Origin of the sequence: Stenotrophomonas sp. WHRI 8082 (assembly GCF_040223995.2) — a bacterium.
GTDB lineage: Bacteria > Pseudomonadota > Gammaproteobacteria > Xanthomonadales > Xanthomonadaceae > Stenotrophomonas.
This window is the reverse complement of the sequence record NZ_CP167826.1, coordinates 3,172,269-3,198,762: the sequence shown is the minus strand read 5'-3', so window position 1 is coordinate 3,198,762 and position 26,494 is coordinate 3,172,269. Positions and strand designations below refer to the sequence as shown.

20 protein-coding genes and 1 tRNA gene are annotated in these 26,494 nt (G+C 61.0%); 5 read left to right on the top strand and 16 right to left on the bottom strand.

All coding sequences use genetic code 11. The annotated features are described in order from the left end of the window. Positions 1-5 precede the first annotated feature (5 nt). The 3 genes from ABRP17_RS13910 to ABRP17_RS13900 all read left to right on the top strand — a co-directional run bounded on the left by ABRP17_RS13910 (position 6) and on the right by ABRP17_RS13900 (position 2,704). Complete coding sequence (locus ABRP17_RS13910; RefSeq protein WP_192095114.1) at positions 6-482, top strand: hypothetical protein; 477 nt, start codon at positions 6-8, stop codon at positions 480-482. Between the two features lie 508 nt (positions 483-990). Next, positions 991-1,362 carry a hypothetical protein gene (locus ABRP17_RS13905; protein ID WP_349985632.1) on the top strand — a complete coding sequence of 124 codons (372 nt, stop codon included), beginning with the start codon at positions 991-993 and terminating at the stop codon, positions 1,360-1,362. 226 nt (positions 1,363-1,588) lie between these two features. Beyond that, entirely contained in the window at positions 1,589-2,704 is a 1,116-nt protein-coding gene (locus tag ABRP17_RS13900; protein ID WP_349985672.1) for a pectate lyase, read from the top strand. A 119-nt stretch (positions 2,705-2,823) separates the two neighbouring features. Here the strand turns inward: ABRP17_RS13900 and ABRP17_RS13895 are convergent, their stop codons facing one another. The 9 genes from ABRP17_RS13895 to ABRP17_RS13855 form a co-directional block, all read right to left on the bottom strand. After that, a complete protein-coding gene (locus tag ABRP17_RS13895) occupies positions 2,824-3,345 on the bottom strand; it encodes a hypothetical protein (protein ID WP_349985631.1) in 522 nt (173 codons plus the stop codon). 4 nt (positions 3,346-3,349) lie between these two features. Beyond that, complete coding sequence (locus tag ABRP17_RS13890; RefSeq protein WP_349985630.1) at positions 3,350-7,027, bottom strand: Ig-like domain-containing protein; 3,678 nt, start codon at positions 7,025-7,027, stop codon at positions 3,350-3,352. Between the two features lie 263 nt (positions 7,028-7,290). After that, the gene (locus ABRP17_RS13885; RefSeq protein ID WP_349985629.1) at positions 7,291-10,002 is read right to left on the bottom strand and encodes a hypothetical protein; all 2,712 of its coding nucleotides are present in this window, start codon (positions 10,000-10,002) and stop codon (positions 7,291-7,293) included. Positions 10,003-10,312: 310 nt separating this feature from the next. Next, entirely contained in the window at positions 10,313-10,771 is a 459-nt protein-coding gene (locus ABRP17_RS13880; protein ID WP_372486796.1) for a hypothetical protein, read from the bottom strand. A 349-nt stretch (positions 10,772-11,120) separates the two neighbouring features. Further along, positions 11,121-11,468 (bottom strand): Imm40 family immunity protein, encoded by a 348-nt coding sequence (gene imm40, locus ABRP17_RS13875; RefSeq protein WP_349985627.1) that lies wholly within the window; start codon positions 11,466-11,468, stop codon positions 11,121-11,123. Then, positions 11,465-11,794, bottom strand: coding sequence for an immunity 53 family protein (locus tag ABRP17_RS13870; RefSeq protein ID WP_349985626.1), 330 nt, complete (start codon positions 11,792-11,794; stop codon positions 11,465-11,467). Before ABRP17_RS13870 ends, imm40 begins: the two co-directional genes overlap by 4 nt. Before the next feature lie 1,144 nt (positions 11,795-12,938). Further along, positions 12,939-13,364, bottom strand: a complete 426-nt coding sequence (locus ABRP17_RS13865; RefSeq protein ID WP_349985625.1) for a hypothetical protein — start codon at positions 13,362-13,364, stop codon at positions 12,939-12,941. After that, entirely contained in the window at positions 13,348-13,737 is a 390-nt protein-coding gene (locus tag ABRP17_RS13860) for a polymorphic toxin type 47 domain-containing protein (RefSeq protein ID WP_349985671.1), read from the bottom strand. Before ABRP17_RS13860 ends, ABRP17_RS13865 begins: the two co-directional genes overlap by 17 nt. Before the next feature lie 222 nt (positions 13,738-13,959). Continuing rightward, positions 13,960-14,035, bottom strand: a tRNA-Thr gene (locus tag ABRP17_RS13855). A gap of 150 nt (positions 14,036-14,185) precedes the next feature. Between ABRP17_RS13855 and ABRP17_RS13850 the strand changes: the two genes are divergently transcribed. Next, on the top strand, positions 14,186-15,154 hold the full coding sequence (locus tag ABRP17_RS13850) for a hypothetical protein (protein ID WP_349985624.1): 969 nt from the start codon (positions 14,186-14,188) through the stop codon (positions 15,152-15,154). Between the two features lie 84 nt (positions 15,155-15,238). On the opposite strand, the gene ABRP17_RS13845 is transcribed toward ABRP17_RS13850, so the two are convergent. From ABRP17_RS13845 to murJ, 7 genes are all read right to left on the bottom strand, one after another. Continuing rightward, entirely contained in the window at positions 15,239-16,123 is an 885-nt protein-coding gene (locus ABRP17_RS13845) for a hypothetical protein (RefSeq protein ID WP_372486795.1), read from the bottom strand. Positions 16,124-16,518: 395 nt separating this feature from the next. Beyond that, positions 16,519-18,402 (bottom strand): peptidase M61, encoded by a 1,884-nt coding sequence (locus ABRP17_RS13840; RefSeq protein ID WP_349985622.1) that lies wholly within the window; start codon positions 18,400-18,402, stop codon positions 16,519-16,521. A gap of 268 nt (positions 18,403-18,670) precedes the next feature. Beyond that, positions 18,671-19,621 carry a 4-hydroxy-3-methylbut-2-enyl diphosphate reductase gene (gene ispH / locus ABRP17_RS13835; protein ID WP_192081593.1) on the bottom strand — a complete coding sequence of 317 codons (951 nt, stop codon included), beginning with the start codon at positions 19,619-19,621 and terminating at the stop codon, positions 18,671-18,673. A gap of 34 nt (positions 19,622-19,655) precedes the next feature. Beyond that, positions 19,656-20,174 carry a signal peptidase II gene (gene lspA, locus ABRP17_RS13830; RefSeq protein WP_349985621.1) on the bottom strand — a complete coding sequence of 173 codons (519 nt, stop codon included), beginning with the start codon at positions 20,172-20,174 and terminating at the stop codon, positions 19,656-19,658. After that, entirely contained in the window at positions 20,174-23,005 is a 2,832-nt protein-coding gene (ileS, locus tag ABRP17_RS13825) for an isoleucine--tRNA ligase (protein ID WP_349985620.1), read from the bottom strand. Before ileS ends, lspA begins: the two co-directional genes overlap by 1 nt. Further along, positions 23,002-23,949: a bifunctional riboflavin kinase/FAD synthetase gene (locus ABRP17_RS13820; protein ID WP_188326512.1), complete on the bottom strand. Its 948-nt coding sequence runs from the start codon at positions 23,947-23,949 to the stop codon at positions 23,002-23,004. The genes ileS and ABRP17_RS13820 overlap by 4 nt, the downstream gene beginning before the upstream one ends. 75 nt (positions 23,950-24,024) lie before the next feature. Then, entirely contained in the window at positions 24,025-25,617 is a 1,593-nt protein-coding gene (gene murJ, locus ABRP17_RS13815) for a murein biosynthesis integral membrane protein MurJ (RefSeq protein WP_192095185.1), read from the bottom strand. A gap of 116 nt (positions 25,618-25,733) precedes the next feature. On the opposite strand from murJ, the gene rpsT reads away from it, so the two are divergent. After that, a complete protein-coding gene (gene rpsT, locus ABRP17_RS13810) occupies positions 25,734-26,003 on the top strand; it encodes a 30S ribosomal protein S20 (protein ID WP_042614258.1) in 270 nt (89 codons plus the stop codon). Positions 26,004-26,494: the final 491 nt, after the last annotated feature.

The window sequence follows — 26,494 nt, the reverse complement described above, 5'->3', positions numbered from 1 at the left end:
AATGCATGCCGCACCATGAAAAAGTCGCCCTCGCCGGCGTCATCGAGCACGTTTTTGCCCATCGCTTCACCTTCATTGCCGACGACCAGGCGTACCTGGCCGATCTGGGACCGAAGGGCGCGGAGGCCTTCACGCTGGAGGAAGGCTTGGCGATACGACTGGAAGGCGAACAACGGCCATCGGAAATCAAAGTGACCCGCATTGGCAAAAAAGGCGGACGCTTTGTCGAGGTCGAACACAAGAAGCCACATCACGGCCCGAAGCACCACCACCCGGATGCAAAGGCCGATCCGCATGCTGCGCTGGCTGCAGTGGAAAAGGCGGGGTGGACGGTGGGCAGTGATCCGGATCGTAAGCCCAAGCACTTCGAGATCGTGGCTGAGCGCGGGGATGGCGTCTGGATGGAACTGCACGTTGATTTTGCCGGCACGATCTACAAGGAAAAGCGCGCGGATTCGGACAAGTGGGATCTGCCTGCCTGATGCGTAGGTAAGTTGATGAACGAAGGCTCCGGGCGACCGGAGCCTTTTTGCTGGGTGTCGCAGGACACCTGCTCGGGTAGGCGCATTGCATCTTTTAGCCAGGCGAATGGGACTGGGGTGCGCTAGGGCTGCAGCGTCCAGGGGTGGCGGGTTCCGCACCTATGGGGTGCTGGCCTAAGCGCCCTACTTCGCAGTTTTCCTCATGGACGCGGGGACTTGGCGCTGCGCACGATGACGCTGCTGGTGCCACGGGGCATCGGCCGGGATTGGCATCCTGATAGTGGATTTATCGTTGACTCTGTTCTGCCTTCCGGGGCACGGCGGAGAATGCACTGCATCGTCTACCGGTTACACGGCGGGCGATGTGTGGGGATCCCTGATCCGCCGGTTAATGATAGATCCACCCGGTATGCCAACCCGCATCGCCTGCCACCCTGCGCTGCTGCGCGGGTGGCCTCACTGCGAGGTTGCCGCAATGCCTATCGACCATCCGCCGGGTTCACCACGCATGACCGCCCTGTTGGGAGATCACATCCACACGTTGCCGCCCTACCTCGTCGAGAGGCTGGAACGATGCCTGGCGAATTGGGAGCAGGAGCAGCCTGCGCGCGTGCGAGCGAGCCATCTGGCCTTGGTGCCGGATCTGCCAGCGAACCGGCCTGAGCGGCTTGATGAGCTTGAGCGATCGGGCCACGTGGCCGTGCCCCTGCGGGTTCTGGAAGCGTTGGATGCAGTGCTGGAGATACTGCATGCCGAACACATCGCGCGGCGCGATGGGGATACGGCGTCGCTGCTGGGGGAGCATTTGGTGGAAGGGCTGTTGGTTGCAGGGAGGGAGATGATCAAGGGGCCCGCGCGTAGGGAGTTCAGTGGGCGGTGATGCGGATGGTGGCTATTGCGAACCGAATCATCCTGGCTTCCGCGGACGCTTCACTCACGCTTTGGGAAAATGAAGCTACGAACGAATCGAACACCAGTCATGGTTTAACGACCGGTGATTGCGGGAGTTCGCCGTCTGCAGCTGCATTTGCAGAGCGCCTGAGATAGCCCAACTCACTGCATAAGGACATTGCCACATGCGAGCATTACATAATCCCCACGTGCTGATGGTTGCCTTCGTCGTAGCGGCATCACTCTCTTGGCCGCACAGTGCAGCAGCGCAGCCTGATCGAAGTCGCGAGATAGCCACCAGTGGCTGGGCGACCCAGGACGGCGGCACCCGCGGTGGTTCCAACGCAGCAGCGAGCGCTGTTTTTACCGTCAACAACGCGGCCGCACTCCGAAGCGCACTCAAGGCCAAGGTGGGGGACACCGGGCGGATCATCCGCATCAACGGCGTGATCGACCTCAGCGAAGGGATGCCGTACACCAGCTCGGCCGATATGAAGGCGCGGGCAAGGGTCAAGGTGCCGACCAAGACCACGATTATCGGCATCGCGTCCGACGCTGAGTTCCGAGAGGCTTATTTAATCATCAAGGCAGATGACGTCATCATCCGGAATCTCACGATCGAGAATCCATGGGACCCAGTGCCCGTCTGGGACCCCAATGACGGGAATGCAGGCAATTGGAATTCTGAGTTCGATGGCATCACCATCGAGGGCGCCCAGAATGTGTGGGTGGACCACGTGACGTTCACAGACGGGCGTCGTACCGATGATCAGAATGGCAGTGAGAATGGGCGGCCCAAGCAGCACCATGACGGTGCACTGGACATAAAGAACGGCGCAAACTACGTGACCGTGTCCTACTCGGCGTTTCGCTTGCACGAAAAGAACAACCTGATTGGCGCCAGCGACGCAGCGTCGTCCAGAGATCGCGGCAAGCTGAAAGTCACCATCCACAACACGTTGTTCGAGAACATCGGTTCGCGCGGACCTCGTGTTCGATTCGGCCAGGTACACCTGTACAACAATTATCATGTCGGGAGCGCGAGTCACCCGGTGTATCCCTTCGCGTACGCGCATGGCGTTGGCAAAGAGTCAAAGATTCTCGCTGAAGCCAATGTGTACCAACTCGACGGCATAAGCAGCTGTGATAAGGTCGCGGTCAATTATGGCGGAACCGTCTACCGCGATGACGGATCGATGCTCAACGGAACCTCACTGGAGTGCAGCTGGAACCGTGATATTGGCTGGACTCCGCCTTACCGTTACGTGCCATTGAATGCTGGCGAGGTTGCTGCCGATGTGCTGGGGAAAGCCGGGGCGGGGAAGCTTTGAGGGCGATGCACCCCCTGGGTAAGCGGCAGTCACAGGCGGAACTTTCTCCTGACCTACTCCGGAGAGCGGTGATGCGGATGGTGCTGATTGGGAGCTGCGCCAGAACTCGGCAGCATGCCCTAACCTTCACGGGCGACAGGAAAGCGCAAGTCGTAAGGATGCAAGGCGTCACTATCAACATACTTTCCGACACAACCATTGTCGGATAATACAAAGTAGGTCCTGATGGGCCGTTCAAACACATCGTAAGCGATCGAACAAGAGCACACCATTTCAGCCCAAGCAATGTCCAGCGGGAAAACAAACCTAAAGAATGATATAGATTCAAATTCATTCCACTGGTCCTGCCCGATGTACTCAACTATTGCGAAGGATTTCGCACCCATATCAGCGGACATCCGCTTGAACTCAGAAAACTCCTCCTCGGCAAAGATCGCTCCACCCAAGTGACTTTCCGCATCGCACCTGGTTGATACTGCAAAACAATCCTGACCCAAAACAAATTTCTGATCAAGAAGCTCCGCCCAATCCGCCTTCAGCTGCGAAATATTCATCCAATACTTTCGCAGGTACTCCATATTCGGATCATCAAGAACATCAGACCCATAATTCTCAATAATACTTAAATGAAAGTCGATCATAACCTTACTCCCGAGCCTGCTTAGGCGCCTCGACTCTTATCTTGTAAACCTGCCCAGCCTTATTAATATCGATAGTCGCAACGCCGGTAGACTTGGATACATGGCTACCTATGATCGTACCATCCGGCATTGTCATGTAATCGTTACGACCTTTAACCCCGCCTTCGGTTATTGCAGCAAATATCTGACGCACATCCCCCTCCACCCGCCCCTGGCGCTTTCCCTTGGCCAACCGCTCCATCTTTCCAGCTGCATCGATCAACTGATCCGCGCTCTTGATGGCTTTCCCCGCGAAATCTCCTGCAATAGGGAAAACACCCACTGCGGCGGCAAGAAAGTTCCTAAGCGTCGGCTCCCTAACTGCTTCAGCAATTCCCTTCGCATCACTAACGACTGGAGTGAAGTCCGCAACAAAGGATAGAGCGTCGCCGAATGCCTGCCTAGTTTCAGGCTTGGTCCAATCGGTCTCGTAGACTGATCGCGGTAGGCTCTGCCGTCCATCCGGGTCCGTGAACTTATACGGATTCCCGTTCGCATACCGATAGCGATTGAACTGATCAACCGGCTTCTGATACGCCGTCACCGGGTCCACAGACAGGAAAGCCCCTAGTTGCGGATCCATGTATCGCTGCTGCATGTAGCTCAGCCCAGTGATCCCATCCATCACGTGTCCGGTATAGGCCGGTCCCTCAATGACCTTTCCGATTGGCGCGCCGTAGGGCTCGTAGTGAGTCCGCTCGACCACCTGCCTGGATTGGTCGCTGCTGGCAACAATGCTGCCCAAGGCATCAGTATGGAGATATGTGGTTACCGCACCCGCGCCATTGATGTCACGACGCGCTATCAAGCGGTCGCCCAGATGTACAAACTCAGTCCCGGTGCCGACACGCCCATCAGATTGATAGACCAGCCTGCCGTCCTGAGTGTACTGCCAAAGAATATTTCCCTTCGTCGGCGAGTGCGCAAGGACGCGGCGACCTGCTGCATCGTATCGATAGGTTTCCAGCCCCACCACACTGCGCAGCCGATTCCCGAAGTCAAATATGTGGCTTTGGCCGTTCTTGACTGCAAGATTTCCCTGGGCGTCGTAGGTGAGACCCATCGTAGTAGCGCCATCGCTACCGCGCACGTTCGTCAGACGATTGCGCGCGTCATAGAAGTACTGATGATCCTTGACTCCGGGCAGTACCCAGCTACGTAAGTTATCCAAAGCATCGTAGGTGAAACGATGCCAGAAATCACCGCCGAAGTTGTTTGAGCCTGCCGCAGTCAGCCGATCCAGGCTGTCATAGCTCATGTGCCGATTGTAGAAAGCGCCCAGAGCATCGTCATAGATATCGGTGACATTCCCAACCGCATCGTATGTAGTCCGGTAGTCCAGCACATTCTTTTCAAGAACGCGCGCCGGTAGCTGCCGAACGTTTTGCTCCATCGCGTGCAACACGTTGTTCCCGTAGATGAACTGTTTCACCGCCCCATTGGGGTGATAGCGCACCCCTGTGGCGTAGTTACCGACCCGTGTCGGCTGACCCAAGGCATTGGGCGAGTACTCCACCACTGCCCCTGTAGGCCATGTCTGTGTTGCACGATGGCCATTGGCGTTGTAGCTGGCGCTAACCGCCCACGCGTACCAACCAGGTTGCTCCACGCTTTCAGTAGTCAATTGTCGCCGACTGTTGTACTGATAGCTGTTGAGTACCGAAGTCGCTCCCCCGTCGTTTAGGACCTTCGTAGCCGCAACTAACCCATCCGGGGTATAGGACCACGTCGTACTTCCATTGCCGTCGGGGAATTGAAGGGAACTGATGCGATTCCGCACGTCGTAGCTTCGATCTACACGACGACCGGACGCCGCGGCCTCCGCGCGGTTGCAGGCGCCTGAGCCAGGGAGATCCAAGCCACCGGCGGACCAAGCGACATTGCCGGCAGCATCGTAGTCGACGACAGAGGAGCCGGTCTCAGGCTCGATCGTTTTGCAGAGGCGCTGATAGGCATCGTAGACATAGCTGCGTGTGACGCTCGCCGGCGATTGTGCCTCTACAACGGTCACCGTCCGGCTATTGGACCTCGTACTGGCACCCCGATGGTCCGTGGCAACTGCGTGGAAGCGGTAGGTACCTGCAGACGCACCATTCATTGTGTATTGCCAAGGTGCCGCGCTGACACTCGCTACCAGTTGATCGTTACGGAAGAAGGCGACTTGCGCGACGGCGTCGTCCGGGTCGCGAGCGTCCGCTGCCAAAAGGATGTCTACCGGCCCATCAACTGTTGAGTCTCCGGGAGAGGTAAGCGTGATCGAGGGAGCTTGATTGACGGGCAACGCATAGTTACCGCTATTGGAGATCAGAAGGTGGGCGTCGACAAGTGGCGAAATACCATGCACGTAAACCTTCTTCCCGCCATGATCGCGCACCATTGCATGTGTAATCGGAACATTGAAGCGGTAGGCGGTACCGCCGCCCTTACATTGGTTGTTGACCGCGGCTTCACTGGCAATGTTGGCGATAAACTCACCATAGCCGAAGCCACTGCCTGCCGGGCCGCCGAAATAGACATGCACCGGGATCGAGCCCCCCACGTAGGTTGAGCAAGCCCAACCAAAGATGGCCCCATTGGCCACTGCAAGATCGCCTATTACCCTCGATGCGTAAATCGTCCGGGGTGGCGAATAGGTAACTGCACCTCGCGTATCACGCGCGTAAGCCTGAACCGAGTGCGCACCCTCTGGAATACTGGAATACGTCAGTTGGTAAGGCGGTCCTTTGCTTCCCAACACGGCGCCATCGGCCATAAACGTAACTGAAGCGATGCCATCGTCTGGATCTGATGCTTGTGCGGCGAGAATTACCGAAGCTCCCTCGCCAACCACTGTCCCGGCCGTGGGCGATGTCATGCTGATAGAGGGCGGCACATTGGCGGGAATACGGTAGTTACCGGAGCCAGCCAGGACGAGGTTCGCTGCGCCCACTGGAGAGATACCATGAACGTAGATCGGCTGGTTCGCGTGCTCTATCGTCCACGCACCTTGGATTGGAATATAGAAGCGGTAGGTACTGCCTGCTGCCCCGCACGCTGAGGCTATGGCTGGCTCGCTCGCATTGTCCGCACGATAGGCACCCACGTTCACGGCGCCCGCAGCCCCAGCTTGTCCGCCCAGATACACATGCACGCTGATCGATTCACTGATCCCGCTGGAGCAAGCCCACCCAGTTATCTGTCCGTTCGATATTCCATCAATGGCACCACGGATCACAGACCCAACCACATCGATTTGCACGTTCTTGGTGTTGAAACCGAACCAAGCGACGCCATCGCGTACCATTCGCCACTGAAAATTGTGGCGTCCAGCAGCGCGCGGCGCGGTAACGGTGAAGTTGAACTTCGCATTCTGGCGAATGCTGATGCTACCGGGAACAGCAACACGCCCGATGCCCCACGTCAAGTTGTCGTGCGGATTCTGCGAGCCCAAACTGTAGGCTTGGTCTGCACTCCAGACCGCGGCACCTGTATTGCGCATCGAAATGCTAACGTTATAGCGCTGACCGACCACCATCGTCGTCGGTACATTCTGGCTATCGAACTCCGCATCGTAGTACTCAGGTTCCGGCGGTAGTTCTGGATGCTCGGGGCATATCGGGCCAGCGGCAGCGACTGAAAGCTTTGAGTCGAACGGAACGGACAAAGGCTCGTTGCATGGCGCAGCCAGGGCTGAGTTTGCGGAGTAGAAATACGCACAGACTAACAGCGCGGACCAGACCCACAGAACGCTTTTTCCAATGCGAGTACACATGCGAGACATTCCCTGAGTCGCGTTTATTTGTCGCCATTCGCGCTCATCTGCAATGGCCCTCTGATTCATCTGACTACATGTCTCACTACGTAGAAGACCGCCTCTGGCGACAGGCCTTCGCAACTGCTCCCACCGCCGACCCATCGCCCTTGGAATTACAGGCCGTTCGTCGTCCCACGCTGCACAATCGCGGTGGGGTTTCCGAATACGTTGCGATCTATCTTAAGCTCGACACCCGCAGGGCGCTGTATCAGCGTTGGCAACTCGTAGTTCGGCTTATCAAACGCCTGATGGCTGGTTGTGGTCTGCCGTCCAAGTGGATCGGTCACGCGAACGCGTCCGCCTTGGAGGTAGTCGATAACGGTGATCAGACTTCCTGACTCGCTGTCCTGAAGCCGTGCAGTCTCCCGCTGCAACGCGTCGTATTCGGTCCAGTTGCCATTCTGCATTTCGGGTGCCGAGCCCGGATAGGATTCGAACAACCGGTTGCCTGAGCTGTCGTACGCGAACCGCTGAAAGCGCTGAGTCAACACTGCGTTGGATGAATCGAACTCTCTTACTAGCAAGGGACGCCATAGACCGTCGAAGTAGGTGATCCTGCGCGCATTGCCAGTGGAAATGGTGTGCGCCCAGTGGCCAGCCGGGAGACCATACTGTGCGGACGAACTGGGAGCAAATGAAGAAATCGTCGCATTCCAAGGGGCGCCACCACCTTCGGGATAGGTGACTGACTTGGTGCGGCCCATCGTGTCGTGCGTGTAGCGCGTAGTGAGACCATTCTCGTCAGTGGCTGCGGTTACCCACCCGTTGCCGTCTACGCTCAACGTACGCGTGGTCTGATCAGCATTGATGACATGAGTCGGCAGGCCGCGCTGCCATGCAGAAAGTAAAGTCGTGTTCCCAGCGCCGTCAGCAATGCTCGCCACCGTCCCGTCCGCGCGGTAAGACAGGCTTTGTGTGAGCAGACCGAATGAGTAGGTACGCACCGGCATCGCGTTCGAGTCGAAAACGGCCTCGGCTATCACGACCCCATTGTCGAGGTTGACCAGTCGCCGTGCTTGGCCCATCAGCCACCGCTGTGGCACATCATGGAAATCCACCTGCTCGCGGATCGAGCCGCTTGGCCCACTGCGTACCGATTGCACGGTACGTGCAAATGAATCGAACGCGATGGATTCCCAGGAGTAAGACGTACCCTCCCTGACCGTACTTGTGCGCACTACGGGCCGGACCCAGACAGATGCCGGATCGTTCACCGCGCCAAGTATGCCGCCGTACTCATTGGCGAACGGTTGAGATGCCATGGCGCCTTCCCCGAGGTAGTCGGTCGTGGTAACACTGAGTTCGGCGCCTGATGCACTGAGTATCCTCTCGCCCAACTGGCGGCCATCGTTGAAGCGGTACAGCGTGCCGAATGTCAGTTGCTGAGTACTCCCGTCTGGCCGCACCACTGTGACCGTCTTGGTGGGCATGCACGTGCCGCATGGATAGGACGGCGGGGAATCCGGCGTGCCCCAATACGTTGGGCTCTGGTTGCCGAATCCATATGTCCACTTCATCGGTGGCAGGCCTGGCCCCGTTATCAACTTTGATTTGACGCTCAGTACATCAAAGAACTCTGGGACTATGCGCGCATACTCAGGGTAACGCGGATCACCCTTCTTCATGCATTCTGTAGCGTGTACACCCGTGCGTGCGTGTCTATCGTTGCTGAAGCTGAAGTCACCACGGGCCCCAGTGGGGTGCGTCACGGTCAAACCATAGTCAGCCGAAAGGATGGTTGGCCGTGTCCGGCACCACGCCGTGGGGGGCAGTGTGTCACCTGGATGATTGACAGACGGGAGCAGGGATCCAGTAGAGGCATATGTCCACCTGCTTGTGTCAGGCAGCGTGACCGTGGCGAGTTCCGTCTCAAGTGGCCGAGCCGCGTACGCGTACTTCCATAGGCGGCCGTTCGCCTGCACCTGGCTTACCCTGCCCTGCACGTAGCTCAGGCTAATGAGGCGCCCATCATTGGCCTCGATGCTGGTGGGATGCCCTGAGCCGTTATATGTAAAACGAACCACGTTGCCAAACCGATCCTCAACCCTGCTTGCCAGCAAGTAGTAGCGTGCTCGCGGCAAATAGACATCTATCTGGACCAAGTCTTCGTTGAAGGGGATCGACTTCTGCAGCGTGCTCTCACTGCGGCTCACCAGCCGATCGAAATAGTAGCGTTCGCCACTGGTCGTGGTGAGGCGATAGCCCTCTCCCTGTCCGTCCGACAAGGCGATGCAGTCAATCGCGTCGCGTTCCTTTGTGGTGTTGCGATACGTGGCGCCGTCGGTGGGACGCGGGGTGTTCTGCTGGTAGGAAAGCATGGGCGTGTCGCCCCTTCCCGGTATATGGATCGAGATTCCATTCCAGTGTTCTCGGACCGAGAATTGCCCTGTGGTGGACGGCACGCTACCGACGCTACAGCGAGTCGCAGGCCACCCGCTCGCACTCGGAAACGTAGCCGAAACGTACGGAACTTCGATGTCCCAGTTGCCGGCGCCAAGCAGGCGACTATCGTGCGCGCTGATCTCATCCTGGGGCTGTAATTCAATGGCAAGGCGTCGCGCAAACTGCACGGGCAGCGTTGAATTGCCAGGCAGATCTACATCTACCACCCGGAAGTCCGTCCTGCCGTCGTAGAGGCTGATGCTCTCGCCGAACAGACCCGTATCAAGTGCAGCCGGCATTTCAGCGCTCTGGGTCCGCTTCCTGTACTCATGGTGCGGCTCGATGCCAGAGGCGACCTGCTGCGCGCCCAGAGGCGCCGCCCATATTGCAATAACAACAGACACTGCCACACCGAAGCCACGTCCCATCGGGGCGTAAGCCATACCAGCCTCCTTGTTTGGCGATGGCTTCCGGTCGCGTACATCCCCTGCGAACCGGTCCCCCCGATTGCATCCATCCGTGGCCGATCAGCATGGCCGTGAGGCTACGCTATCAGGATTGCCGGCCGATGCAAGAGGGGATTTGATGCGGGAGTGATTTCGCGGAGCTTGACGATCGGCGGCAGTGCTCCGTTGCCTGTCGCCGCCACGGCCGCGCCGCACAGAGACAAAAAGCCCCGACCAAGACCGGGGCTTTTTGTACGATTAGTGTCTGAAGAATCGAACCGATGACCCGCGCGCCACGCGGCGGGCTTCAGGAGGGAATCTCTCGAAGATCCACACATGCCTCCTCGACGGCACGCAGGAACTCCAGCACCGGAAACTTCATGTTGACATCATCGGCTAGAAGCCTTGCCTTATGAAAAAATTCTATTTCCAGCGCTCCATCAGCGCTCTCCCTGTCAATACGACAAAGGATCTGAGAGTCGTACGATATCTCCACCGCCAGCGAATCAAAATTCGTCGGGCTCACAAAATCTGTTGAGAAGCTCCCCATCACTACACCCACTTTTTTGACCCACGAAAGAGTTGAATGCTCGATCCGCCTCAAGACGCAGACCTCTACCGTTCGACCCCAGTAGTCGAATCGACTGCCGCCGAAGGCTCTCTTGACAGTTTCCGGAATTTTCAGAATTTCTTCAAGCAGCCACCCAGCCGCTTCTTTCTTCTCGAGTGTGCAGCTAATGGTCTTGGAGTTTGCCGGGGCGGGCAATCCCAAATGAACGTACTAAGCAACTGTTTGGCGAGCCTGATCACTCGCTTGATCCAAGCTCAGGCGTTCAACCCAGCCCAACGTACGACGCTTGCTGTGCACCCAGGTCATGATCCAAGCCATATACCTGGAAGGCTACGCAAGAAGAGTCAACCGCGAACCCGAGCGCCTCCGAGCCCCCATGGCGATCACGTGGTTCTGACGAAAAAATGATGCGCCTCGTGAGCGCACATGATTGATCGTATTGCGTGGGTGGCGATGGCGCCGACGTAGGAGAGGAGGCGAGGCGGTGTTTGGATGCGGATCCTGCTTACCGAATTTCAATTTTTCTCTAGACTCAGGGATCTGGTCACAGAGCCACAGGTACTAATGAGAATAAAACTCTGCTGTCCGAGTCGGGGTATTTGGATATGTAATTCCTCGCAATATCGACGCTACGTTCAATGTACTGGCTCACCTGCTCACCATCTTTCCTGTTGCAATACCAATTCTCGTAAGTCGTTTCGAGGCGACCATCTTCCCGCCTGTACACATCACCACCGGCGACCGCGATCCCCTCACAACTCAACCTCTCCACTGCGTCCAGCGCTCCAACCCTGTCAAGCGCCCAGTTACGAACGCCCAGCATTTCCAGAAATTCGCCTTCGCGCAGCATCGAATCTATCTGTTCTGACCATACATACTGAACCACGTTCATAATTCCCTTTCTGGCTTAATGAAATTATCGACCCCGGGCTCCCCTACGAAGATCAGAAACTGAAGGACCATCTCCTCCAGATTTAACACGCCTCCGCAAGCAATGTAGCGCCGCCCTGAAATCTCCGACTGGACCCAGTCTGCTTCTGACCGATCAAGGCGATTGCGCGGCAGCAGACGTTCGCTGAACTCCGTATCGTCCAAGTCGACGGTAAGAATCCACCCCGGGTTGTCCAGCGTATCTATCTTGATGCCGTAGGAGTGTTCCCAATCTTCATCGCAGTGCCGCGCATACCATTTTTGCAACAACGAAATAGCAGTATCCATAGGTGATCTCGCTTTAGCTTAGGCAGCTCTTCTGGCAGTGCCGGACGTACACCCTTCTGACCTGCTTATTTTACGTGAGGCGTAGCAACCGTAGATCCGTCAACTGGGTTGGCGCGGGCCTTTCTGGTTACATCCACAGGCTTCACCTTTTGTAAATCAGATCGAATATTGTAATTCGGCTCGCACGTTGCGCCATTGCTAGCGATGACTGCACCTTATCCTTCCTGCGTAATCCAGCCCGCACCTGCATTCTTAATAAAATAGCCCGAGGAACAGGCCGCTATCAGACTCACAATCGACCCATCAATCGAAACGGGAGCATAAAGCCTCAGCCCGGACTCACCAGCTCACCCTCAACCCCATGGGAGCCTCTTCGTCAGCCGATATGGTGATAGTGATAGAGCACATTTCGAAAGTCACGTCATGCACCAGCCCAGAGTTCAGATGGCACAATTCACCTGTCTCGCTGAAAGCGCGAAAGGACTTCCTGCTTAGTAGACATGGCTCGCAATCCATACCAACCAAATCGGATAATCCAGCTGTGCGCGGCTTGTTGTGCGGTGGGTACGGCCCTTCCAAGAATCTTCTTATCCGATCCGGCTCATGCACCAATCCCACACCAAATGTCTCGATGCCATCCAGCTCCAAAGATTCCGCCGCGATAAGAAATGGCATCTTGCAATCGACGTAAACGTGGTTACATCTAACCGAATGCGCGTCTGCTGGAATTAGCTCAAACGCGCCAAACTCCATGATGTCCCAAGGAATGGAACATATCTCGTCTAGAAATCCAAGCATGCCGGCATCTCTCATATAATGTACGTGACCGTATGTTCGCCTGCAGTCTGCACCACATCCAGCCCCATCACCAGAACAAGGCAGATCCGTGTCCCGATAGCACTCTGGCTTTAAAGACGTATTTCGGATCCTCTCAACAAGGACTCGGTAAGCCGCAGGGGCGTGCGAGCAGATCGACAGGTTCGGCAATCCAGGGCTACCACTGTCCGGGAGGGCCATCCTGCCATCCACCGACCATGGGTGCCGCTACGCGGCAACACCCGCACAAACAAAAGGCCCCGACCAAGGCCGGGACTTTTCGTAAAATTGGTTCCGGAAATAGGAATCGAACCTACGACCACTCTCCCTATGGCGAGGAGATCAAAACGTTATCGTGTGTATCAAAGAAGACTCGCGCGCAGTCTTGCGAGAATACGAAATACTCAAAAAAATGCATTTCGCTGAGCAAAGTCGCAACTTCCGAACCATGCTCAATTCTCAACACCGGCCACGGCGGCGGCTCATCATCGGTGATGGCAAGAAATATGGGGTCTCCCATGTCAGCCAGAAACACCGCAATCTGCTCCGTCCAATCATTGCCTGATGTGCTGTAGCGAACGAACCGGGACGTCGCCAAAGACTCCCACCAATAGTGCCTGGTTGAATCAATCCCATGTATTTCGACCAGCCTGCGAAGCAGCACATCCGCATCAGACGCTACTGAAACACTGCCATACCCAAGAGAGCAGATTTGTTTAGATGCCGCCACAGCACCACTATCTTTCGTGCTCATTGAGCGCTCCTATCCGGCCTTGAGGGATGGCGTTCTCCGGAATATGGGATGTTTTCCACGCTGTGCACCCGTCGCCTCTCTTTCCCGCAGACTGCCAGCTTATATGCTGGGTGTCATGGTGAGGCCCACTGGCATGTGGTCCATCGTATCCAATCTTCGCCCCACCCTCCTCCTTGAATTCCACAACTGTACCGGTCTTCTCATCAACCTTTGAGAAGATTACCTTGCTGGGACCATTCATCCCAGCGCTCTCAAACGCACCACGTCTCGCGGAGTCGAAGCTGTCTCCCGCTTTTTCTGCCGTTCGTGCACCTTCAACAGCCTTCTCAAGTCCTCTGGCTGCCTTGATCGCTGTACCTGCGCCACCGGGCACGAAGGGTAAAGCCGCAGCCGTTGCATCAATGGCTACGCCAACTGAGGCGACAATGTCCGCGCCTTTTGCGCTAAGGGCCAACGAACCCGGACCGGACCTTAATGGCGATCTCAACAGGTGCTCGCGTCAAGCGGACCTGCAGTTACAGGCCAGCGGCCGGCACTACCACCAAGCGAGCCGCAAACAAAAAGCCCCGACCAAGGCCGGGGCTTTTCGTACAACTGGTGCCGGAAATAGGAATCGAACCTACGACCTACGCATTACGAATGCGCCGCTCTACCAACTGAGCTATTCCGGCTGAGCTGGCAATTCTAAAGCGTGTCCGGAAAGCGGTCAATGCGCGCGTGCTCATCCAGCTCAATCCGCCAGATGGCCCCAAAGCCAATCGCGACAGGGGCCTGACACCCCTGTAGTACCCTGCCCTCCCCTGTACTCCCCTCACATGGCCGTGAAAAATCCACTTTGGTTCTGGGGCGCGTTCCTGCTGTTCTTCGCGCTGATGTTCGCCATCGGCTTGCCGGTGATGATGTATGCGCAGGCCAGCTACCCCGTCCCCCTGGAAAGCCGCTCTCCGCCCGGGTGGGCGATGACACTCTTGGTGGCCTCCCTCAGCCTGTGGCTGGTCCTGCTCTACGTCTATGTGGACACGCTGGTGCTCGCCGGGGTGCGCTCTGTGCGCCGGATGCGCGACATCCTGACCTACGGTGAGCCACGCAACGCAAGCATCGAGCAGGTGGTTTCCTTGCCCGGCACCGTCGACGGCTTCCCGCAGCTGCGGTTGCGCCTGGCATTCGAGAATCTGTCCGGCACGCCCATTACCGATGAGCTCGTGCTGGTGGACAGCAAGCCGATGCAGCAGCGCTACGAGGTCGGCCGCACATTGCCTGCCCGGCTCAGCCGCTCGCCCGGCGCCTATCCCAATATGTCGCTGGAAGGTGGCGCGCCGGAGATCAACCACGGCACATTGTGGCTGCGCGCGGCGGTCGGCGTGTTCTTCATGGCACTGGTCGCGAGCGCATACGGCGTGGCGTGGCACCTGCAGAACAACGGCTTGGGCTGGACATTTCTCAGCCTGGGTCATCCGCTGCTGATCAGTCCGCTGGTGCTGTGCGCGTTCGTTGTCGGCGTACGTTTGTTGTTGCGTCGGCTGCAGGCCGATGCGGCTGGCAACGCATTGAAGTATCGGGGCGTGGGTACGGTGGCGAGCATCGAGGAGGTTCGCCAGACCGGCGCGTTCTTCAATGAGCAGCCGCAGGTGGAGTTCCAGCTGGGTTTCACTGATGTGGCGGGTCGGGCGCAACGCGCGGTGATTCGACGCTATGTGCCGTTGATTGACCTGGCCAGGATTCCGCGGGAGACGATGGATATCCTTTACGACCCCGAGGATCCGCAGCGTGTGCAGGCGGTGGGGTGGTGAATCGGTGGGCGGCGGCGAGGTTTTAGCGGTTAGGATCCGGCTCGCCGCGCATGGCTTGGCGATGCCAGGGTGCGGGGCCTTCGCCTATAGGGAGCAACATCGTTTGTAGATTGCGTCGGCTTGATCGGCTGCCTTCTGCTGCTGCTCCGGGGCCAGTGCCCGCCGTTCGCGCGCCAGCGTGGTTTCGTCGATGTACCGCGGATCGAGTCGGCTGAGCACTTGGCTATAAGCGTGCACGGCGACTGGATCGCGGGCGACGTTGAAGCCGTTGTCGTAAACACTCGCCAGTGCAGAAAGTGCGTCGACGTTGCCGCCGTCGGCGAGGGAGTGCAGATAGCGGAGCGAGGTCTGCCGCCACGCCTGCAGTTCATCATCGCGTCCGGTCAAGGTCGATGCGGGCCCGATCACCGCTTCAATGTCGATGCTGTAGAGCAACTGCGCCTCTACCGAGCCCTGTTCCGCTGCACGCGCCAGCCACGGCGCGTCGTAAAGCGTGGGATCCTGGCTCAATGCCGCGCACTCGCCCAGACCGATCTCCAGTCTGCTGAGGCGATTGGGATCGGGACGCATGCCCGCGCGTTGCAGGGCCTGCCAAGCTTCCTCCGGATTGCCGTTGATCAGGTTTCTGCAGTCCCGCACGATCAGTTCGATTTCGTAGCTGACCAAGCCCTCGCCCGCATCTGATTGCCGCTTCAGCGCCAGCACCTGCTGCCGTGCATCGCCGGGGACTCGCCACGCCGTCTCCCGCTGGATGCTGTAAGCCTTCGGGCCCACTGCCTTTCGCATGGACGGATCGTAGGCCGGGAATCGGGCTGCTTGCAGGTGCTGGGTCGTTGCGGGCGACGGCACTGGGTTGGGCCGGGCTGCCGCATTGCTGAAGGCGGCTGCCTGAGGGTTTGATGGTGGCCCTACGTCATCCGAGTTTCCACGCCACAGCCAGAGCGTTGTAGCGATGGCGGCTACGAGCACTACGCATCCTGCGATTCCTGCCTTCCTTTGCATTTGGTGCCTCGCTCCTGCGGGTGGATCAGCTTCAAGCGCAACCGGGTTGCGGCAGCCCCCATGTTTGCCAAAGAAACGTAGCGCGTGGCAGTTGGCGCGGCAAGATGCGGTCGTGATGTAGATGGTCGGTGCCGGTGTCGCTGGGCATCGGATTATCTGAGGGCAGTGCCGTCGGCGTTCGGGATGAGGGGAAGGCTTCCGCCGAGCATGGCTCGGCGCTACCGGGTGTGCGCACGGGGCCGCGTGAGGTCGGCGTGCCGGGCGCAGGTGCGTTCAGGGCACGCGGAGCCGGGGGTGCGTGCCGCGCGCCGGCATTTCCGGCGCGCGGGTTGGGGCGCGGGATCAACGAGTAGGGCGCCGGATCAGCGGGCCTTCCAGAGCGCAGCCAGCCCATCGCGGGTGCCGGGGATGCGCTCCAGCGCCGGGTACAGCGCGCCGCCGTGGTAATCGATGCTGATCGGCATCACGCGATCAAAGTTCTTCACCAGCAGGGTGATCGGTGCCTTCTGATCCTTGGATCCGGCCACCGCGTCCTTCAGTCGCTCGCTTTTGTACTCGCGCCCGTTTACTGCGATCACGGTCATGCCCGGGGCCAAGCCTGCGTTGAACGCGGGGCTGTCCCACACCACATCGCCGACCACGCCAGCATCGGTGACGGTGGCGCCGATGGAATACGTCAGCAGCGCGGCCTTGGCGCGCGTCTCGTGTGCTTTGAAGGCGTCGTTCGGCGTATCGCGGTAGACCAGTTTCCAGCCGGCCATTTCCAAGCCGCCAATCAACGATCCATGCCCGTCCAGGCGCTCGCGCAGGAAGCTCGCCCAGTCGTTGGGGGCGATGCCGTTGAGCGTGGCGACCACGTCATCGAAGGTGTACGGGTTGACGTCCCAGTTGCCGTTGTCCATGCCGAAGAACGCCTTGGCGAAGTCGTCCAGCCCGCGCTTGCCGCCGCTCAGCGCACGCAGCTTGCCGTCTACTTCCAGCCACAGCATCTGGCCGCCGGAGTAGTAGTCCTCGCTCATCTGGTAATTGCGGTAGGCCAGCGTGCGGCGCTGTGCGATGGTCGGATCGTTGGTGGTGTCCTGCAAGGGGCGCCACGCCAATCCGGGACGACCCCGATCAAACGTCGCCGCCACGTTGGCCAGCATGTCGCGCGCCTGATCGGTGCTCCATAGGCCGGAGCGCGCCGCCAGCACCTGGCCCCAGAACTGCGTCTGGCCTTCGTACACCCACAGCAGGCTGTCGCCCATCGGGGTATTGAAGTCTGCGGTCGCCAGGTCTGCACCGCGGCGGTATTTGCCGTTCCACGAGTGGTTGTATTCGTGCGGCAGCAGATCGCGTGCCCACCAATTCTTGTCCCACTCGGTGAAGTAGCCGACGTCGGCGCTGTTTTCGCTGGAGCGGTGATGTTCCAGGCCAATGCCGCCGAGCTTGTCGGTCAGGGCCAGCAGGAACTCGTAATGATTGAAGTGGCGGGCACCGTAGAGTTTGTCCATCTGCTGGACCAGGGCGCGGTGTGCGTTGAGCTGCTTTTCGCTGGCGTTGAGTGATTTGGCGTCGTCAGCGAAGACGTTGAGATGCACCGGCTGTTTCGCGCCGGGATCCAGATCGAAGCGCTGGAAATGCGCGCCGGCATACAGCGGTGAGTCCACCAGATGGTCGTAGCTGATCGGCTTGAACACTACGGTATCGCCATCGCGGCGCTCGGTGTCCAGCGCGGTAGCGTAGGACCAACCCGGCGGCAGGGTGACGGTGGTCTGCGCCTGCAGGCCTTGGATGTTCACGCCTGCCGGATACAGCGAGTTCGCGTTCCACTGCAGGTTGAGCATTTCCGGCGTCATCACGACGCGGCCCTGGCTGCCGCCCTGCGATGACAGGTAATTGAAGTGAGCAACGACTTCACTGGCGCCTGCGGGCACGTCCACCTTGAACGCGTAGACGTTGTACTGGTCACGCTGCCATTTCAGTGGCTGTCCGTTGGCGGTGATCTGCAGGCCGGCGAGCTTGTCGATGGGGCCGCTGGGCGAATGGTTGCCGGGCAGCCACTGCGGGTACAGCAGCGTCAGCGGGCCGGGCTTGGCCGGAACGGTGGCGGTGACCTTGAAGATGCGCCGGTCCAGGTCGCGTGCGTCGACGTCGATGCGCAGCATGCCGGGGGCGGCGATGGGGGCCGCGGGCGCAGGCTGGGCAAAGGCGGGCGTGGCCGCCAGGGAAAGCAGGACGGACAGGGCCAGCGCACGGGGTGTCATGGGGCGGTTCCAGCAGGCGGGGATGCTTGATGCTAGGCCTGTGGGCGTGCCCTGCCCCATGGCCAAAGGTCATGGATGGGCGGGTGGCCGGATTGGGCAAAGTGAGGGCGTAAGAAGGACGTCAACGGTAGCGCCGAGCCGTGCTCGGTGAGCGCGGTGCATGGTGCGCGGTGGGGTGTGGAGGGCGAAAGCAACGGCAAAAGCGCCGCTGCGCTCGCCGACCATGGGTCGGCGCTACCGAAGTGCGCCGCGCGATGGCGGACGTGGGTCAGTCGACCAGGCGCAGGCGCAGTTCTTTCGGCAGGGCGAAGACCATCGATTCGGGTTCGCCGTCCAGTTCGCCGATGCCGTCGGCACCCAGTTCGCGCAGGCGGGCGAGCACGCCGTCCACCAGCACCTGCGGGGCGGACGCGCCGGCGGTGACGCCGATGTGCTGCTTGCCGAGCACCCACGCTGGGTCGATCTCGTGTGCGCCGTCGATCAGGTACGACTCCACGCCTTCGCGGCGGGCCAGCTCGCTCAGCCGGTTGGAGTTGGAGCTGTTCGGCGAGCCCACCACCAGCACCAGGTCGCAGCGCTTGGCCAGGTCGCGCACGGCGTCCTGGCGGTTCTGCGTGGCGTAGCAGATGTCATCGTTCTTCGGGCCCTGCATGGACGGGAACTTGGCGCGCAGGGCCTCGATGATGCCGCGCGTGTCATCCACCGACAGCGTGGTCTGGGTGGTATAGGCAAAATTTTCCGGCTGGTCCAGCACCAGGGTGGACACCTGCTCCACGTCTTCCACCAGATAGATCTGGCCAGTGCCGGCTTCACGGTTCCATTGGCCCATGGTGCCTTCCACTTCCGGGTGACCGGCGTGGCCGATCAGCACCACGTCACGGCCGGCACGGCAGTGGCGGGCCACTTCGAAGTGCACCTTGGTCACCAGCGGGCAGGTGGCATCGAAGACCTTCAGCCCGCGACGGTCCGCCTCGGCACGCACGGCCTGGGACACACCGTGCGCACTGAAGATCACCGTGTTGTTGTCCGGCACTTCGTCCAGTTCCTCGACGAAGATGGCGCCACGGCTCTTCAGATCGTCCACGACGAAACGGTTGTGCACCACTTCGTGGCGCACGTAGATGGGCGCGCCGAGCGTTTCGATCGCGCGCTTGACGATCTCGATCGCACGATCGACACCTGCACAGAAACCACGCGGATTGGCGAGCAGAACATCCATCTATCAACGTCTCCCGGCGTCAGCCGGCTGGGGGTTACGGGGTCGTATTATCCGCTTTTTTGCCCGGCTTGCCCTCGAACAGGCCGAACACTGCGATACCGATGGCGCCGACCACGATCGCCGCATCGGCGATATTGAACGACGGCCAGTAGTGGTCACCGACGTACCACTGGATGAAATCCACCACGTGGCCATGCACCTGACGATCGATGACGTTGCCGATGGCCCCGCCGATCACCAGCGCGAACGGCAGTGCGCTGCGCCAGTTGCTGCGGGCGGTGCCATATAGCCACCACGCCATCAGGCCGCTGATGGCGATCGCCAGCACGGTGAAGAAGTACTTCTGCCAGCCACCGGCGTCGCTGAGGAAGCTGAACGCCGCGCCGGTGTTGTAGGTGCGGAACCAGTTCCAGAAGCCATCGATGACCGGCACCGCCTGGTACTCGGGCAGGCTGGACAGCACCCAGGCCTTGCTCCACTGGTCCAGCACGATGACCACCGCCGACAGCAGCAGCCAGATGAGCGCGTTCGGGCGCGGACGGACGGCGGTCATCAGAACCACCGCCGATCTTCGCCGGCACCGTCGATGTTGTCGGCACAGCGGCCGCAGATCTCCGGATGCTCGGGCACGCTTCCCACGTCGCTGCGGAAGTGCCAGCAGCGTGCGCATTTGGTCTTGCTGGTTGGCTGCGCACTGACGAACACTTCGTCGGTGGTGGCCGGGCGCACCTGCACGTCACCGCTGATCAGCAGGAAGCGCAGTTCTTCGGCCAGCGGCTGCCAGCGCGCGGCCTGCTCTTCACTGGCGGCGACGGTGATTTCCGCTTCCAGCGCGGCACCGATGGCGCCGTTGGCACGCATCGGTTCCAGCACCTTGGACACCTGCTCGCGCAGGGCCAACAGCTGGTCGAAATCGGCAGCGGTCAGCTCGGCATCGGCCGGCAGCGGGGCCAGCCCTTCGTACCAGGTATCGAACAGCACGTGTGCGCTGCGCTTGCCCGGCAGATAGCCCCACAGCTCGTCGGAGGTGAAGGTCAGGATCGGTGCCACCCAGCGGGTGAACGCTTCGGCGATGTGATACATCGCGCTCTGCGCCGAACGACGGCCGCGCGAGTCTTCCGCCATGGTGTACAGGCGGTCCTTGGTCACGTCCAGGTACAACGAGCCCAGGTCCACGCTGCAGAAGTTCAGCAGCAGCTGGACGATCTCGGCCATGTCGTAGCGCTCGTAGGCCGCCTTGATCTTCTCCTGCAGCTCGAACGCGCGATGCACGATCCAGCGGTCCAGGGCGACCATGTCGTTCAGCGGGCGCAGATGCACGGCCGGATCGAACCCGTCCAGGTTCGCCAGCAGGAAGCGCGCGGTGTTGCGCAGGCGGCGGTAGGCATCGGCGTTGCGCTTGAGGATTTCCTGCGACAGCGACATTTCGTTGCTGTAGTCGGCCGATGCGATCCACAGGCGCAGGATGTCCGCGCCCAGGTTCTTCATGATGTCCTGCGGCTCGATGCCGTTGCCCAGCGACTTGGACATCTTGCGGCCGTGCTCGTCCACGGTGAAACCATGGGTCAGGCACTGCTTGTACGGTGCGTGCCGATCGATGGCGACGCCGGTCAGCAGCGAGGACTGGAACCAGCCGCGGTGCTGGTCGGAGCCTTCCAGGTACAGGTCGGCCGGCTTGCCGAAGCCACGCGCCAGCAACACGCCTTCGTGGGTGACGCCGGAGTCGAACCAGACATCCAGGATGTCGGTGACCTTCTCGTAGTCGGCCGCTTCAGCGCCCAGCAGTTCGGCGGCATCCAGCGAATACCACACGTCGATGCCTTCGGCCTGCACGCGGTCGGCGACGGCCTGCATCAGCTCGACACTGCGCGGATGCATCTCACCGGTGATGCGGTGGGTGAACAGGGCGATCGGCACGCCCCAGGTGCGCTGGCGGCTGATGCACCAGTCCGGGCGACCGTCGACCATGCTCTGGATGCGCGCCTTGCCCCAGGCCGGGAACCAGCCCACGTTGTCGATGGCGGTCAGCGCATCTTCGCGCAGGCGCGCCTTCTCCATGGAGATGAACCACTGCGGCGTCGCGCGGAACACCACCGGCTTCTTGTGGCGCCAGCAATGCGGGTAGCTGTGGGTGATCTCGGCGAACGCCAGCAGCGCGCCGGATGCGCGCAGCACGTCGATGATCAGCGGCTGCGCCTTCCACAGGTGCACGCCGGCCAGCACGACATCGCCCGCCGGCGGAGTCGACGGCAGGTACACGCCCGCGCCATCCACCGGGTTGATTTCACCGGCGTGGTAGCGATCCAGCAGACCGTACTGCTGGCTTACCGCGTAATCCTCCTGGCCGTGGCCGGGGGCGGTATGTACCGCACCGGTACCGTCTTCGTCGGACACATGCTCGCCGTTGAGCAGCGGGATATCGCGCTCGGCATAGAACGGGTGGGCCAGCAGCAGGTTTTCCAGCGCCGCGCCGTTGGCATGGCCGTGGCTGACCACGTCCTGCACGCCGTAACGCGCCAGCGAACGACCCGCCAGCGCGGTCGCCAGCACCAGCCAGCGACGGCCGCCGTTGTGGGCCGGACCTTCGACGAGCGAATACTCGATGGCCGCAGCCAGCGACACCGCCAGCGAGGCCGGCAGGGTCCACGGGGTGGTGGTCCAGATCGGCACCGCCACTTCCACGCCTTCGGGCAGCTCCACGCCGAACACCGCGGCCAGCGCCTTGGAATCACGCGCCGTATAGGCCACGTCCACCGTCGGCGAGACCTTGTCCTGGTACTCGATTTCCGCCTCGGCCAGTGCCGAGCCGCAGTCGAAGCACCAGTGCACCGGCTTGGCACCGCGCACCACATGGCCGTTGGCCACGATCTTGGACAGGGCGCGGATCTCGTTGGCTTCGAACTCGAAGCTCAGCGTCTTGTACGGGTTGTCCCAGTCGCCGGTCACGCCCAGGCGCTTGAAGTCGGCGCGCTGGATCTCGATCTGCTCTTCGGCGAACTCGCGGCACTTCTGCCGGAATTCGACGGCGTCGAGCTTCACGCCGACCTTGCCCCACTTCTTTTCGACCGCGATCTCGATCGGCAGGCCGTGGCAGTCCCAGCCGGGTACGTAGGGCGCATCGAAGCCGGCCAAATAGCGCGACTTGACGATGATGTCCTTCAGAATCTTGTTGACCGCATGGCCCAGATGGATGCGGCCGTTGGCATACGGCGGACCGTCATGCAGCACGAACAGCGGGCGGCCGGCGGCGTTCTCGCGCAGCTGCGCGTAGAGCCCCTGCTCTTCCCAGCGCGCCAGAATGCCCGGCTCGCGCTTGGGCAGGTCGCCGCGCATCGGGAATTCGGTGGCCGGCAGATGGAGGGTGGCTTTGTAATCCTGGCTCACGCAGTGGCTCGCAATCTATGTTCGGAAAGGAGGGCGCGCGCCTGCTCGGCGTCGCGGTGCATCTGGTCGGTCAGTGCCGCCAGATCATTGAATTTCACTTCGTCGCGCAGCTTGGCCACGAACTCGACGTTGATATGCCGACCGTACAGGTCGCCCTGGAAATCGAAAAGGTGTGCTTCCAGCAGCGGCTCCACGCCGTCCACGGTGGGACGGGTGCCGAAGCTGGAGACCGACGGCCACGGCTGCTCGAACACGCCGTGCACCAGGGTGGCATAGATGCCCGAAAGTGCAGGTGTCTTCGGGTAGCGCAGGTTGGCCGTGGGATAGCCCAGCGTGCGGCCCAGTTGGCGGCCGCGCACGACGCGCCCACTGATGGCATAGGGCCGGCCGAGCAGGTCCGCGGCGTGGCCGAACTCACCGGCCAACAGCAACTGGCGGATGCGGGTGCTGGAAATGCGCTCACCGCGCAGGTCCACCGCTTCGATCTCATTGGCCTGGAAACCGAGCGTGGCCCCCATCTCCTGCAGCAGCGCGAGGTTGCCGCGACGGCGGTTGCCGAACTGGAACTCCGGCCCGATCCACACCTCACGCGCCGACAACCGCTGCACCAGCAGCCGCTGCACGAAGTCTTCGGCCTGCATGGCGGCCATGGCGGCATCGAAACGCAGCAGGCCGACCGCATCCACGCCCAGCTCGCGCAGCATCTGCACCTTGCCGCGCGCCAGCGTGAGTCGCGGCAGCGGCGTGCCCTGGGCGAAGAACTCGCGCGGCAGGGGCTCGAAGGTCACGGCCACGGCGGCAACGCCCAGCGCACGCGCACGGGCGACGGCGTGGCGCACCAGCGCCCGGTGGCCCAGATGCAGGCCGTCGAAGGCACCGATGCAGACCACGCTTCCGTGCGGGAACAACGCCCCGCCCTCAACGCTTCGAAACAAGCTGGTCATCAACTCCGCTCGCGGCCGACACCGGCCGCTGGATCCTTTGTGGTAACCATGAAGTATAGCCGCCGTGGCCGCCGATCAATGCCCGCGCAGGTCGCGCGGTCGCAGACCCAGCGCCACCTGCATCACCAGATAGGTCGCCCCGCCCGCCCCGACCAGCAGCGACAGCGCGCCGATCCGCTGCCACAGGCCCATCGGCGAGAACGCCGGCAGCCAGTACAGCAGGGCCAGCAGCACGCCCACCATGGCCGCACAGGAAACGCCCAGCCGGACCAGGAAGCGTGCCCAGCCCGGACGGCGCTCGTACACGTCGGTCTTGCCCAGCCAGTACCAGAGCAGCCCCAGATTCAGGTAGCTGGACAGCGCACTGGCAATGCCCAGCGCCAGATGCAGGCCCGGCTGCTGCCCCAGCGCCTGCATCACTCCTTGGGCGCGCAGCTCCTGCGGCACCATCACGTGGTACAGCACCGCCAACAGGGCGAAGTTGAACACCATGTTGGCCACCAGCGCAGCGATGCCGGCGCGTACCGGGGTGCGCGTGTCCTGCCGCGCATAGAAGGCCGGCAGCACGATCTTCAGCAGCGCGAAGGCTGGCAGGCCGAAGCTGAGGCCGTACACCGCCAGTGCGGTCATGCGGGTGTCGAAGGCGGTGAACTCACCGTGCTGGAAGATGGTGGCGATCAGCGGTTCGGCCAGCAGCAGCAGGCCCAGCATGGCCGGAATGGAGATCAGCAGGGTCATGCGCAGGCCCCAGTCCAGCGCATTGGAGAACCCCGCGCGGTCGGTGCCGACATGGTGCCGTGCCAGTGCCGGCAGGATCACCGTCCCCAGCGCCACGCCGAACACGCCCAGCGGCAGCTCCAGGAAGCGGTCCGCCAGCGACAGCCAGGACTGCGAGCCATCGGTCAGCTTGGCCGCGATGACGGTGTCCAGCAGCAGGTTGATCTGCGCCACCGACGAGCCGAACAACGTCGGAATCATCAGCGTCATCACCTTGCGCACGCCGGGATGGCGCCAGCCCCAGCGCGGCAGCGTCAGCAGGTTGATGCCCTTCAGCGAGGGCAACTGGAAAAGCAGTTGCAGCAGGCCGGCTACCAGCACCGACCAGCCCAGCGCGAGGATCGGCACGTCCATGCGCGGGGCCAGCCACAGGGCGCCGACGATCATGCACAGGTTGAGGATGACCGGCGTCAGTGCCGGCATCGCGAACTTCTGGAAACTGTTGAGCGCCCCGCCCGCCAGCGCGGTCAGCGAAACGAAAAACAGGAACGGGAAGGTCAGCCGGAACAGGTCCACCAGCAGGCCCTGTTTGGCCGGATCGGTATCGGCGCCACTGGCGAACAGGCTGGCCAACTGCGGCGCGAAGATCAGTGCCAGCGCGGTCACCACCATCAGTACGCCAGCGAGCGTGCCGGCCACCCGGGCCATCAGATCGCGCAGCTCTTCATGGCTGCGGGTTTCTTTCACCTCGGTGAACACCGGCACGAATGCGGTGGCGAATGAGCCCTCGGCGAACAACCGGCGGAGGAAATTAGGTACCCTGAAGGCGACCCAGAACGCGTCCGTCGTGGCGTTCGTACCAAAAGTCGTGGTGATGACGGTGTCCCGAACGAGCCCCAACACCCGCGAAACCATTGTCATGCTGCTGAACGACAGCAGGCCCCGCAGCATCTTGGGTGAACTCACTCAAACATCCTCTTGACAATCGACTTGACGTACATTTCTCGAGTCATCATACTAGCTAGCTTGCTGTTCCCATAACACCGATTTTTCAGGAAACCACCACCGTGGCCAATATCAAGTCCGCCAAGAAGCGCGCCAAGCAGACCGTCGTGCGCAACGCGCGCAACGTGGCTCAGCGCTCGATGCTGCGCACCGCTGTCAAGAAAGTGATCAAGGCTCTGGATAACAACGATGCAGCCGGCGCCGAAGCCGCTTTCACCGTTGCCCAGCCGATCCTCGATCGTTTCAGCGCGCGTGGTCTGATCCACAAGAACAAGGCAGCTCGTCACAAGAGCCGCCTGACCGCCCGCATCAAGGCCCTCAAGGCCGCCTGATCCGGCGAAGCTACCTGCACCCTCAGGGTGTGGGTTGCTGCTTGAAACCCGGCTTCGGCCGGGTTTTTTGTTGCCTGTGATTTGGCAGCGAACGGCGAAGCCCCTCGTGGTGGGTCGCGTAAAGCGTCGGGTTCCTGGGTTGGGGCCGGGCGGTGGGGCTGGGCTGGGGGACGGCAAAAGCCGCATCCTGCGGGCCTCGTTTCGTGCCATCCATGGCACTCAACGCCCCCACCCAGCCCCACCGCCCGGCCCTGCCGGAATTCTGCGGCGGCCCACCACGGAAAAGAAAAAGAAAAGCAGGTCGGTAACGCCGACCCATGGTCGGCGGAATGTTCCCGCCAACGGCCCGCTGCGCTCGCCGACCATGGGTCGGCGCTACCGCTTTTCATTTTTCATTACGTGGCGGGACGCGCGCGCCGACGCTGACTCAGAGGCTCTCTCCCCCCGACGGGTCAAGGGAGCCTGCGGTAGCGCCGACCCATGGTCGGCGG